The following is a 12,757-nucleotide window of genomic DNA, read 5'->3' on the forward strand; positions in this document are numbered from 1 at the left end:
GCGCTCGTCCTCGGGATCTGCAATCTCGTCAAAGAAGGTTGGTTCTTTACTCACCAGATCAGCCCGCTGGCCCGTCTTTGGTGGAGACCGAATAGTCGCTCACTCCAGTGCGATTGCACACGTCCATGACGTTCACCACCGGTTGAAAGCTGGCGTTTTGGTCGGCGCGGATCACCACCGTTTGGTTGGTCGGGTTGCTGGCGACCGCTTTTTGAAGCAGTCGTTCGAGTTCTTTCAGCGGGGTGGATTTGCCGCGCAGGTAAACGGTCCCATCGGCATCGATGTCAACCACGACTTCGCGTGGTTTGCTGGTCATCGGAACGGCGCTGGTCGCTGACGGCAGCACGATGTCGAGCCGGCGTTCCTCGTCTTCAAACTCACTGGTCACCAGAAAGAAAATCAGCAGCAAAAAGACCACATCGATCAATGGGGTCAGACTGAGTGTTCCGGCAACGTTGGAGCGTTTGAGTTGAACAGCCATGATCGATCACGAGGTGGTGACAGGGGGCGGTGAGTGGACGGTCACCGGCGGTGGTGCCCCGTTGTCGAGTGGGCGGAGTTGACCTTCCGCGTCCATTCGCGAACGGCCTACAAAACGCACCAATCCGGGCGCGATGGTGAACGCCAATTCTTCGATGCGATGAAACAACTTGGCGATTCGGTTTTCAAGGTACTGGGCGAGGATGGCGGCAGGGATCGCGACGGTCAGTCCAGCCAGCGTGGTCACCAGGGCTGTGTAAATCCCTTCTGACAATTGTTCGCTACGGCTGCGGTCTGCCGTCAACGTGCTGGATTCGTGAAAGGCCACAATCATGCCCCACACGGTCCCCAGCAATCCCATCAACGGGGTCGCGGCAGCGGCCAGCGTGAGCCAACGCACAGGGCTGGCGTAGCGATCCGCTTCCCGTTGCAAGGCTTCGCCCGCGGCGCGTTCGATGTCGCCCAGTGGTTGCCCCGTGCGCATCAGCATCGACGAGATCACGCGCGCGGCAGGAGACGGGTTCTCGGTGCAAATCTCTTGCGCGGTGCTGGGTGGAAATGTCTCGTGCGTCGCGGCCAAATCGCTGATTTGGTTGACCAGTGATCGCGGCAGGATTTTTTCGGTTCGCAACGACAGCGTCCGTTCCACCGACAACGTCACGACCAACATGCTCATCAGTCCGATGGGGATCATGAACCGTCCGCCACGCGCGATCAGTGACAGCAGGTCAATTCCGGAGGGCTGGTCCGAACCGGGTTGCTGCGTGGGTTCGTCGTTCATCACGGACTGGATGTCCGCGGCATCAACGATGCCTTGCGTGGCACCCGTCGGTTCGGCGCCTTCTTGAGCGGACACCGATTGCGATAGGAACGGACTTGGTACCGCGGTGATCAGCAACGCGGACCAAAGGACAGCGATGCCCAACGTGGTGCGCCGGCGTCGTCGGTCGTTGGGAAGAAATCTCACGGTGCTTTCAGTGCCTCCGCCCGTTGCTTGGCCTTGGCAGCCAATTCATGCCCGGGATGTTGATCGATCACGTACTGGTAAAAATCCTGGGCGAACTTGGTGGCTTTCGCTTTGGCGGCATCGGTTTGTGCGGACTGCGTCAGCAGTTCGGCACATCTTCCCGCCTCGAACCCGCTCTTGGCTTGCCAATTCTTGATCACAGGATCGGCTTTGTCCGCCCCAAAACCAAACATGACGCGTTGGAATTCTGGGATCGCTTTGTCGAACGTTTTGTTCGCAAAGTGAATCTCACCCATCATGAACCGAGCGCGAGCAGCAATTTCGCTTCGGAAATTGTCCGCGACCTCGGAATAGAATTTCAATGCCTGTTCGTCATTCCCAGCGTTTTGAGCGGCGAATCCGATCTCATAGAACACTTGGGGGAGATAGGTAGTCGCGGGGAATCGTTCGCGGAGTTCGTTGTACCAATCAATGGCGTCCTCAAATTGACCCAGCTGAGCAGCGCTTTGTCCGCCATGCAGCAAAATCAATTCCCGGACCTGACGCTCGGCTCGGTCTCGGATTGACTTGGCCGAGTCGTTCTCGGCAACGATTTTTTCACGGGCTTTGGAGTACGCCCGCAGCGCTGTGTCGTACTGCTCTTGTTTGAAGCGAGATTCACCGATCATCATCATCGCGTCCAGCAGCAACCCGCCCTGCTGCACTTCGACGTACTGGCGTTTGAAGGCGGCTTCGGCTTCGGCGTACTTTTTCTGCTTGTAGTGAGACCAGCCCAAGCGATAAAGCGACTTCTCCTTCAGATCCAAATCGGCCGTTTTGTCGGCTGCGATTTGAAACGCCTTCGCGGCTTCGGTCCAGCCTTCCTTGCGGTAGTGATCTTGGCCGACGAAGTAAGCTGCATCCGCCACCAAGGCGTTGTCGGGGAACTTTGAAATCAGTTGTTCAAACTGGGCCAACGCTTGTTCGTCTTGCCCGCTCTCGCGAAGTGACCAGCCCAGTTCGTAAAGAACTTTGTCCATGTCGGGGTAGTCAGGGACCTCCTCGACAATTCGTTGCAGACTCTCGGCTGCCTTCGCGGTTTGCGAAGCATTCTGATCCAGCAACGCCAGTTCGTAGAGTGCGTGGCCGAGGTTGTTGCCGGTTGGCTGGGTTTCCAAAAACGCGGTCAAGTCGTTTCGTGATTCGGTGTCTTGGTCGAGGTGACGATAAGCGATGCCTCGCGAGAGCAGTGCATCGTCCATCAAAGCGTGGTCGGGGGTTTCCTTGATCAATTCGGAAAGAGTCTTCACGGCTTGTGCGTGTTGTTGCGATTGCAGTTCCGCCATGCCCTTGGCGTAGCGAGCAAATGGCAACAGGCCAAGGTCACGTTGGGAGGTCAGGATGGGGGCAAAGTATTCAATCGCTTCGGCGTACTGTTGTTGGCCATTGGCGAGTTGCCCGAGTTTGTAACGGGCTTGGTCGGCCATCCGGCTTTCGCCGTTGGTGCGAATGAGTTCTTTCCAGATGCCCGCGGCCGCGTCGCGATTCCCGGCGGCCAGTTGGGACTGACCCGCCATCAGGAAGGCTTCGTCGGAACGGGCCCACTCAGGGGCGGCTTCCCGGCTGGCTTGAAACGACTTGGCGGCCTGCGCTGCATCGCCACTGGATAATTCCGCTTGTCCGGCCAGCAGCAAGGCTTCGGCTTTTTGTTCCGGCGTTTGCATCGCCCCCAGGTTTTCGCGAATCAGGGCGGCGGTTTTCGTGGGCTCGCCTGCGGCCTTCCAAGCGGTCGCCCCGCGAAGAATCCAGGTCGGCCGCTGGGGGTGGTCGCGATGTGGTTGGCTGTCGACCAATGATTGGTAGCGTTTTGCAGCGGCCTCCGCTTGGCCCGATGCCAGCAGGGCTTCGGCACCCACGAATGACGCGTCCGGTGCGAGTGGGTCACGCGGGTACTTGGCGTCAAAGTCATCCGCCAACTTTGCCGCTTGTTCGGTCTCACCAAGCTGCAACGCCACGAATGCGGCGTTGTACAGAGCCCGCGGTGCGAGAGCATGCTCGGCATGGTCGCTGGCGATGGCTCGGTATTGATCCAGAGCGTCTTTCAGTCGGTCGGGTTGCAGGGAGAGGGCCTCGGCCGCATCCAGTTTGAGCGCGACAGCAAAGTTGCCCTGGGGACCTCGCTTGATTTGTTCCGACGCCACTTCATAAGCGGACTGGGCCGCCTTCAACAGCTTGGTGGGGTCACGATTCGCGGTGCCAAGTTCGATGCGAGCCAACCAGTGTGCCGATTCGGTTGCGGCCTCAGGATCGGTGCCTTGGAGCACGTCTCGAAAGCGAGCGGCCGCGCCGGAAAGGTCCCCTGCTTGATAAAGCGTTTGGGCGGAGGCCAGAGTTGCCGCGGCAGCGTAAGGAGATTTTGGGAACTGCGTCAGCAGTTTTTCGTAGGAAGCGGAGGCCTGGCTCGGGTCGCCGTCTTGAGCGAACGCGTACCCTTGCCGGAACAAGGAATACGCTTTGTCCTCGGGAGTTGCGTTGGCATGGTTTGCAACCGAATCAAAGCGTTTGACGGCTGCCTGCATTTCGCCCTGCAACAAAAGCATGTCGCCCATCCGGATCTCGACATCGAGGACCAAGTCCGAATCGGCGCAGGCTTTCAACAGTTGTTGGTACGACGACTGGGCTTGGTCGTACTTCTTTTGTTCTTCCAATGCGACACCGCGAGCGTACAGCGCGTCGCATCGCAAGACGGAATCCGCGATGCCATCCAGTTTCATCATCGCGTTGTAAGATTCAATCGCTCCGTCCAGTTCGCCCATCGCATACTGGGCTTCACCTCGATAGAAATACGCCCGGTCCAGCAATCGCGAATCGGGGTTTTCTTTGATCAGCGTGTCGTAGGTCGCGATCGATTCGCGAAGCAGTTTGGGGTCCGCTTCTTCGCCGGTTCCCGCCGCGGCGTACAAGCACCAACCACGGTTGGACAAGCTTTCTTCGCGGAGATCGTAGTCGGTGTCTTGAAGGGCGACCTGGAAGGCGTCGGCCGCGGCTTTTAAATCTGGGGTGTCTTGCTGCATGTAGCAGACGCCGAGGTAATGCGAGGCTTTGGATGCCAGTGCACTGTCGGGGTACTTCTTCAGGAACTGGGTCCAGGTGTCGACGGCCAGCCCAATTGCACCGTTGGTTTGGAAGTTCGCCGCGTCGGCATAGAGCGCGACAGCGGCGGAATCCTGTGTCGAATCATCTTGAGCAACCAGACGATGCGCTGGCCCGTTCAAGACCAAGGTCATCACCAGCAACAAACCAGCAACGCGGGGGAAGCACGAGAGGCCGAACAACGGTGTTCGAACGATGGTTGGCATGGCAGCAGAATGCAAGTGCGAGAAGCGAATCCAAGAAACCAGCGTTTCACTCTAACCGCGTGTGCTGACGTAGGCCATCCTCAACGCGTGCGTCGCTTCGCCCAACATCTTTGATTCGTCGTCCGACAAGTTGCCTTCGGTCTTCCCGACCAGCATTTCCAGGGTGTCAATCGAATGCTTGGCCATTGCCTTGTCGACGTGGCCTTCCGTTTGACCTGGCATCGGGATTTGGCCGAGTGCACTCATGCCTTGCGTGAACAGCATGGAGACCAGGACTTCAAAGCTGGCTGGCGGAAGCTGAGCCCCGCCGGTGGGCATTGCGGTCGCTTCCGTCGATTCATCCACGGGTTCGCTGCTGGGGGCGACTTCGGTCGGATCGGCATCGGGCTGGTCGGCCAAGGCTTCTTTCTCTTTGGCGACCTGTTCTTTCCAATCCGAGTCCACCACGATTTGAGGCGACTCGTCTGGTTCGTTTTCTTTGGGATCAGAGTTTGTCATGGCAGATCAGGTAAACAGGGGAAGGAGACAGAGTGGATTCAGGAAGCGTTTGGCTTCTCGGACTCCGAGGCAATCTCTTCGGTTACGCGTTGTTTGCGACGGTTGATCGCTGCTTCGATGAAATCGGTGAACAGCGGATGCGATTTCAGTGGCTTGCTTTTGAATTCAGGGTGGAATTGCGCCGCCAGGAACCAGGGGTGCGCGTCGATTTCGACGATCTCCACCAGTCCGCCATCCGGGCTCAGGCCGGTGAAACGCATGCCAGCGTCTTCAAAGGCTTTGCGATATTCGTTGTTGAACTCGTAGCGGTGCCGGTGACGTTCTTCGATGTCTTCGCGGTCGTAGGACTGCATGGCTTTCGAATCAGCGACCAGTTTGGTTGGCTGGCTCCCCAGTCGCATTGTCCCACCCAGGTCGGTCACGTTTTGTTGGTCGTCCAGCAGACAAATGACGGGGTGCGGGGTGTCTTTGTCAAATTCAGTCGAGTGGGCTTTTTCAAGCCCCAGCACGTTTCGGCCATATTCGATCACGGCCGTTTGCATGCCCAAGCAAATGCCGAAGAACGGCACGTTGCGTTCGCGAGCAAACTGGATCGCCTGGACTTTGCCTTCGACACCACGTTCGCCAAAGCCACCTGGGACGAGGATCCCGTGGTATCCACTGAGCAATCGTTCGGCACCTTCCCGCTCGATGTCACTGCTTTGAATCCGCCCGATCCGGATCTGCGCGTCGTGGTGCATTCCAGCGTGGTCAAGCGATTCGTAGATCGACTTGTACGCGTCTTTGTGCTCGGCGTATTTGCCGACGACGGCGATCGAAATCTCGTGTCGTGGATTGCGCAAGCGATGCAGCAAATCGTTCCACGGGGTCATGTCCAAACTGCCTGCCGATGTCAGGCCCAGTTTCTTGACGATCAATTCGTCCAGTTTGTTGTCGACCAGTGACAACGGGACTTCGTAAATCGAAAAGTCCTTGTCCTTTTCTTCGATGACCGCTTCGGGTTCCACGTTGCAGAACAACGCGATTTTGTCTCGGTCGTCGCGGCTGATCGATCGCTCGCAGCGACAAACCAAAACGTCCGGCTGGATACCAATTTCCCGCAGTTGACCGACCGAGTGCTGGGTCGGTTTGGTTTTCAGTTCGTCCGCAGCCTTGAGGTACGGCACCAACGTCAGGTGCATGTACAGGCAATTTTCGCGACCGGCGTCGAGCGAGAACTGGCGGATCGCTTCGAGGAATGGAAGGCTCTCGATGTCGCCCACCGTGCCACCAATTTCGGTGATCACGACGTCCACATCGTCGCCGCCCATTCGCTTGATGACGCGTTTGATTTCGTTGGTGACGTGCGGGATGACCTGCACGGTCTTTCCCAAGAACTGGCCACGCCGCTCTTTTTCGATCACCGACAAATAAATTTGCCCGGTGGTGTAGTTGCAATCGCGATTCAACTCGCCAGAAGTGAATCGCTCATAGTGCCCGAGGTCGAGATCGGTTTCGGACCCATCGTCCAAGACGTAGACCTCGCCGTGCTGGTAAGGGCTCATTGTCCCAGGATCGACGTTGATGTACGGATCCAGTTTCTGCATTCGAACTCGAAGCCCGCGGCGTTCGAGAACCATGCCGATCGATGCACTGGTCAGGCCTTTGCCGAGAGAACTGACAACGCCGCCGGTAACAAAAATGTGTTTAGTCATGTCCGAAAATGATACCGTGAAGGAATGTTTTCGGAAGCGGAGTTGACGACCCGAAGGGACGATTGCCGGGGATTGTGCCGAGAAGGCCCGCTAGAGGGTGTGGGGACGTGATCCTGGATGCGGGTTTCGACCCCAATCTCCCGCAAATGTTCCCCGTTTTCCGCAGACGTCCATTGGCGATGCGTCGGTCGGTCGGTTTGTCACAGGTCGTTCAAGTTGTCCCGTTGGCATCGTCGTCGGGGCTTTCTCCGTCATCTCGGGCGACGGATGCCGAACCCGTGGTTCCTGGCTTGGGATCGAATTCCAGGGGCTCCCCGTCGGCCAGGCAGTCGTCCAGTTGGACCTGGATCTGGTCCAGCAGATCCTCCAGACGCTTGATCGTTGGCGGAATGGTGAACTCAGGCCGAGCCCGTTTGGGGGCGGGCGTCTTGTCCGTGCCGGCGTTTGGAATGGTCTTGCGCGTATCAGGATGAGACGAGCGTGGGGGTTCCGTTGAGGCGGAGCCCTCTGAGGCAGGCTGCTCCTCGAAAAATTCCAGGGCCGCATCGTTGTCGGACAGGATCCGCAATCGAAGGCGATGGGTGTCTTGAAGCAACTGCTCAATCAAATTCGCGGTGGGCAAATGCGAGATGGGCAAGCATCCCTGGTCGGCAACTTGTTGCACCGCGGTCTGCAAAATTGTTTCTAAGTTTTGCGATTGGGCCACGATCGCGGTCCGGTTCGTTGCTTCCGCATCCAGACGGATGGACCGGATTGTGGTGAACGCTTTGCCGACAAACGCGGCATCCAGCGGGGCGCTCATTGTCCTGAATTGAAGCAACTGGTACTCAAACACGTCCAGCTGAGAAAGAGAACGCTGGGCAAACCGGTCCAGACGGGAAGGGTCGTTCATCGAATGGAAACGCGTTTCTTGGATGCCGACGCGGTGCAAACGCTGTTCGAGTCCATGCCGAGTTTCAAATTTCAGGAGACGGGAGGTTGGGCAACATGCCAAGGTGAAAATCACTGCGTTTTCATGACCGGTCTTCATACCTAGGCCGTAGGACTCGGGTGCCACGCAGTTTGTTGTTCATTTCGATCGGAACGGACCGTCCGATGCGTTCACGCTTGGTTTGATCCGTTTGATCACTACAACCGAAGTCATGACCGGGGCGTTCACTCTGGAGACGGAGGCGATTGCCGTCCGAGCCTTGGGCCCGCCCATGGCCCGCTGCTCGCCCATGGGCGGCGAGGATCTGATCGAGAATTCAGCGTGGTCCATGTGCGGAAGGCCAGCTTTGGCACGCGACGTGCATCCTTTTTCTATCGTTGTCGACGTCGCCCGAAATGATCTCGCGACGCTCTCACTCGCCTCTTTCTCAAAGCAAGTTCAAGCATTGATCTCATGAATCCCGCATTCATCCAAACTGTTCACGGTTTCACGCACCCCATCGTCGCAAGCTCGTTGCTCAATCGCAAAAAGCAAGGCAGCGAAGATCGCGAAACGACGACGCAGCTCTATCGCGAGGAAACGGCTCGTCGATTGGAGGAAAACAACCGCCATGCCAAACGAGTCACCTCGGTGGCAAAGCCCAGCTAGTGGTGCGGCAACGCCTGACATGAGGGTTCTTGGTAGTGGACGAGGCGACGAGTCCTTCGTATCTCACCCGCTCAAAAGGACTCGTGACCTCGCCCACTACTCTCAGTCTCGATTTTGACGGGCCACTAGCGGTCTGTCAGGACTTATTTTTAGGGTAGTGGACGAGGCGACGAGTCCTGAACTGGCGTCAAATCCAAGGACTCGTGGCCTCGTCCACTACGATCAACCCTAACTTTTAGCTGTAACAGCCCACTAGCGGTCGAAGCGATACAGAGCCGTGTCCGTCCGCAGGATCAGAGCGTCGCCGATGACCGCTGGTGACGCCATGATTTGGCCTTCAACCTGATTGGTCACTTTGATGTCACACTCTGTCCCAGGTTTGATCACGAAAACCTCGCCGCTGTGATTGCAGAAGTAGATCCGGCCCGCCGCCAAAATTGGTGAGGCAGAAAATTTTCCGCCCAGGCGTTTCGACCACACGTTGGATCCGTCTTCGCGGTCGATGCAGGAGGCGACTCCGTTGTCATCGACCAGGTAGATCAAGCCATCAACCAGCACGGGCGATGGTTTGGCTGGGATGCTTTTCTTGACCGCCCACAGCACGTGGGATTCGGTCACGTCTCCCGTTCCGTCCACTCGGGCTGCCCAGAGCTGTGGCTTGCCAAATCCGGTCGCGAAGTAAACAGCTTCGCCATCGAAGATCGGTCGCGGAACGACCGAGAATCCTTTGCCGTGATACAGCCGCCAGAACTCCTCGCCGGTTTCCGAGTTGTACGAAACCATCCACTGAGAACCCATGCAGAGCAATTGCTCGCGACCGTTTGAATCCGTGATTGCAATTGGCGTGCAGTAAGCCTTCTTCTGATCGCCGGTGGGAGCGTCCATTGGAGGGCGGTTGGTTTCCCACTCGGTGGATCCCGTTTTGGCATTCAACGCGATCACATATTGGCGTTCCATCCCGTCCTGGATCAAGATGACCTTTTCGTTGTGGATGATGGGGGAACTGCCCGGGCCGACCGCGTGCTTGAGCGGCAGCGTCCGCTGCCAGATCAGTTCGCCGCTTGCGCGATCGAGGCAGAATGTGCCGAATGTTCCGAAGTGGCAAATCAGGCGTTCGCCATCGATCACCGGGGTGGGCGACGCGTAGCTGTTGAGCGAATGGATCGCGTCGGGCTGCTCGATGGTGGCCAGCTCAATGGTTTGTTTCAATTCGCCAGTTTCGAAATCAACCGCGAAGACTTTCAACTCGATTGATTTGGCGATCGCGAGTTGTTTGAACTGGCGTTCTGTGTTTTCGGTTTTCTTCAGCAGTTCGAGTCGCTCCTCTTCGGACGGAATGATCTCCACGGCCGAAGTCAGCCAAATCGTCCCATCCGCGATCACGGGAGAAGACCAGGCCTTGCCGGCGAGCTCGGTTTTCCAGGTCCGGTTGTTGTCCTCGCCAAATTCAACCGGAGGATTGCCCTCGGTGACGATCCCGTCCCCCCGCGGGCCGCGGAATTGTGGCCATGAATCCGCCGAGGTGATCGAGGGAATGGAGGCCAGCACGATCGCAAAGGCGGCCGAGGAGAGGGCCCTTCGACGCAGGGCTGAGCGAAGCGATCGAGTCAACCGTCGGGATGGCCGAGACAGGTCGGCAGGGCAGCAAAATCGAACCATGAAGTGACTCAAGCGGGGGAGTAGGCGGGACGTCGCATTCTAGCAAAAGCGTCCGTTGGGGTGCCGCAAAGTTTCTGTGAGCGTTGCAAACCGGTCCGGTATTGGCTGCGGATCACCTGGAAACCATGAATTCAGGGCTTTTTGACCAAACGTGTCCGGGCACTCGCGAACAATGCAGTGCAAGGCGCACTGAGAGGCCAACGTTTCTGAGCCAACGCTTCCTCGGTCCCGAAGGAGACAATTGATGTTCGAACCCAATGATGAAGTCGAGCTGACCTACCCCGAATCGACCTTGGTCGAAGCCAACACCACGTTCCGGCGACGGCGTTTGCAGATCCGTGAGATTCGCGATTTGATCACCGATCCGATCACCCCCGAAGAATACCTGCGACGTCCGCTGACCCAGCGTTCTCGCTACCTGCTGACCGCATACGACAAAGACTCGAAATCTTGGCGGCAATTCTATGTCGGATCCAGCAAAGAGTTTTTGACCGATGGACGGTTGCGGATCGCGCTCTATGAAAAAGGCGGCACATCGCCCCAGAAAATCGTTTCGCGTTCCTTCGAAGCCACGCGGCGAGATCGAATTGCGCTCGCTCGCGCGGTGAAGGAGATGCAGGAAAAAGACCTGGCCGGATTGGAACTGCGCATCGTGCCTGACGAAAGCCGCGTGCTGAAGCAGCAAGCTGACAAGCCCAAGTCAGCCCAACCAAAAGCTGCCAAGCCAAAGCTTGTCAAAGAGGCCTTCGCTCGCAAGGACTCGGCCGCATGTGCTGTCAAAGCCCCGGCGATGTCGCGACGAATGACTGCGTCTTCGCCGTTAGTCGCCCCGCCGTTTTAAGCGGGCAGGCAGATGTCATCGGGTATGTGAGCCGTTGGGCGTTAGGCACGGTTCCCACGCACAACCGGGGCTAACGCTGGACTGTCAAAAGGTTGGGATTGACACGGAAAATGCAACGTTGATTTTTGTTCTGTCCTACGCCCCAACGGGGCAGCTCTATGATAGCCCCAGGCATCGCCTGGGGTTCATTTTTTACGTGTCAGTGAAGCAACGTCTTTCGGGTGGACTGCGAAATCTTTGGTGATGTGACGCCATGTGCTTGCGCAAGTTCTCATCCCGGTAGGGATTTCAGATGGTAGCCGGGGGTTGCTGCGAAGCAGCGCACCCCCGGAAAACGAGCCCCAAAAAAAACTCTCCCTCCCGCCGTGGCCATCGGCCACGGCGGGAGGGAGAGTGGTGACGTGGAGTTTGCATGTCCGCCGGTGGCGCTGACGCTTACCGACGGCTACCATCTGACATCCCTACCGGGATGAAGAAAGACGGAAAGCGACTGTCCTCTCGTTCGCATCAATCACACGATGCACTGAGCGACCGCATTACGCAGACCTGCGATTGGGTCGCGCGCGGGAATGAATTCGTGAGCGAAGTAGCCGTCGTATCCGGTCTCCGCGATCGCCTTGGCAATGGGCGGGTACAGCAACTCTTGGTTGTCGTCGAGTTCGTGACGACCGGGGTTGCCGGCCGTGTGGTAGTGCCCAAAGTATTGATGGTCGTTTTGGATGGTGCGAATGATGTCACCTTCCATGATTTGCATGTGATAGATGTCGTACAGCAACTTGAAGTTGTCGCTTCCAACTCGCTTGACCAGTTCGACGCCCCAGGTGCTGTTGTCGCACATGTAATCCGCGTGATCGACTTTGCTGTTGAGCAGTTCCATTTGCAGCGTCACGCCTGCTTTCTCTGCCACCGGAGTGATCTTCTTCAGGGCGTCGACACAGTTCTTCATGCCGGTTTCGCGATCGATCCCGCGAGCGTTGCCGCTGAAGCAGATCACGTTCTTCCAACCTTCTGCCGCGGTCGCTTCGATCGCCACGTTCATCTTTTCCAGGCACTCGTCATGGAACTTGGTGTCGCACAATCCGTTGGCAAGCGAATGCGACTGGACCATCGTGCAAACCAGACCGTGCTTTTTCAGGGTCGGAAAGTCTTTCGGGTCAAGCAGGTCGATTCCAACCAGCCCCATGGAGGCGGCTTCTTGGGCCATTTTCTCCAGGGAGATCTTGGGGAAGCACCACTTGCAAACCGATTGGTTCAAACGACCTTGCTTGGCATCCACGGTTCCGGCGGCAACCGCCGATCCGGTTGCGTCTTGGGCGTGCGAAGCGGAGGCGGCAACGGCGGTGGTCCCAGCCGCAATGGCTGCTGCACGAGTGAGCATTCCTCGCCGGTTCAGCGACGATTCGGGGTTCTTGTCTGACATGATGGCTATCGGAGAGGAAGGGAAGGATGGTTTCGCTCGCCAGTTTAACTTCTGAGCCCACCCCTGTCTCCAAAACCCCTTCGGAGAACGGGATTCGCTCCCGGTTGGCCGAGAAAAGGTCGTGCCGTTTGCTTCACCCTCTGTTGGGAGGTCGTGCAGTTTTGAAGTACCGTGTTGCCAAGCGTTTACTATCACCCTCCCTTGGGACGTTCGAAAAATAAATGGTGGCGGGCGTCTGGGTATCGCCCCGGATGGGGCCGTCATGCTTCGCTCGGGGCGGA

10 protein-coding genes are annotated in these 12,757 nt (G+C 57.6%); 2 read left to right on the forward strand and 8 right to left on the reverse strand.

The genetic code is table 11. From position 1 onward, the window contains the following. Positions 1–58: 58 nt before the first annotated feature. The 6 genes from RISK_RS01325 to RISK_RS01350 all read right to left on the reverse strand — a co-directional run bounded on the left by RISK_RS01325 (position 59) and on the right by RISK_RS01350 (position 7,869). Entirely contained in the window at positions 59–481 is a 423-nt protein-coding gene (locus RISK_RS01325; RefSeq protein WP_047812455.1) for an ExbD/TolR family protein, read from the reverse strand. A 6-nt stretch (positions 482–487) separates the two neighbouring features. Continuing rightward, positions 488–1,405, reverse strand: a complete 918-nt coding sequence (locus tag RISK_RS01330; protein ID WP_047812456.1) for a MotA/TolQ/ExbB proton channel family protein — start codon at positions 1,403–1,405, stop codon at positions 488–490. Between the two features lie 38 nt (positions 1,406–1,443). Next, positions 1,444–4,785 carry a tetratricopeptide repeat protein gene (locus RISK_RS01335; protein WP_047812457.1) on the reverse strand — a complete coding sequence of 1,114 codons (3,342 nt, stop codon included), beginning with the start codon at positions 4,783–4,785 and terminating at the stop codon, positions 1,444–1,446. Positions 4,786–4,836: 51 nt separating this feature from the next. After that, the gene (locus tag RISK_RS01340; protein WP_047812458.1) at positions 4,837–5,283 is read right to left on the reverse strand and encodes a DUF1844 domain-containing protein; all 447 of its coding nucleotides are present in this window, start codon (positions 5,281–5,283) and stop codon (positions 4,837–4,839) included. Between the two features lie 38 nt (positions 5,284–5,321). Next, entirely contained in the window at positions 5,322–6,977 is a 1,656-nt protein-coding gene (locus RISK_RS01345; RefSeq protein ID WP_047812459.1) for a CTP synthase, read from the reverse strand. A 211-nt stretch (positions 6,978–7,188) separates the two neighbouring features. Then, positions 7,189–7,869, reverse strand: a complete 681-nt coding sequence (locus RISK_RS01350; RefSeq protein WP_047812466.1) for a hypothetical protein — start codon at positions 7,867–7,869, stop codon at positions 7,189–7,191. A gap of 492 nt (positions 7,870–8,361) precedes the next feature. Here RISK_RS01350 and RISK_RS30570 point away from each other — a divergent pair, with 492 nt between their 5' ends. Then, complete coding sequence (locus RISK_RS30570; RefSeq protein WP_236695933.1) at positions 8,362–8,556, forward strand: hypothetical protein; 195 nt, start codon at positions 8,362–8,364, stop codon at positions 8,554–8,556. Between the two features lie 252 nt (positions 8,557–8,808). Here RISK_RS30570 and RISK_RS01365 read toward each other — a convergent pair whose 3' ends face one another. After that, positions 8,809–10,215, reverse strand: coding sequence for an outer membrane protein assembly factor BamB family protein (locus RISK_RS01365; protein ID WP_047812467.1), 1,407 nt, complete (start codon positions 10,213–10,215; stop codon positions 8,809–8,811). A 244-nt stretch (positions 10,216–10,459) separates the two neighbouring features. Between RISK_RS01365 and RISK_RS01370 the strand changes: the two genes are divergently transcribed. After that, on the forward strand, positions 10,460–11,056 hold the full coding sequence (locus tag RISK_RS01370) for a hypothetical protein (RefSeq protein ID WP_047812468.1): 597 nt from the start codon (positions 10,460–10,462) through the stop codon (positions 11,054–11,056). Positions 11,057–11,567: 511 nt separating this feature from the next. Here RISK_RS01370 and RISK_RS01375 read toward each other — a convergent pair. Next, entirely contained in the window at positions 11,568–12,476 is a 909-nt protein-coding gene (locus RISK_RS01375; protein ID WP_047812461.1) for a hydroxypyruvate isomerase family protein, read from the reverse strand. Between the last annotated feature and the right edge of the window lie 281 nt (positions 12,477–12,757).

Origin of the sequence: Rhodopirellula islandica (genome assembly GCF_001027925.1) — a bacterium.
GTDB lineage: Bacteria > Planctomycetota > Planctomycetia > Pirellulales > Pirellulaceae > Rhodopirellula > Rhodopirellula islandica.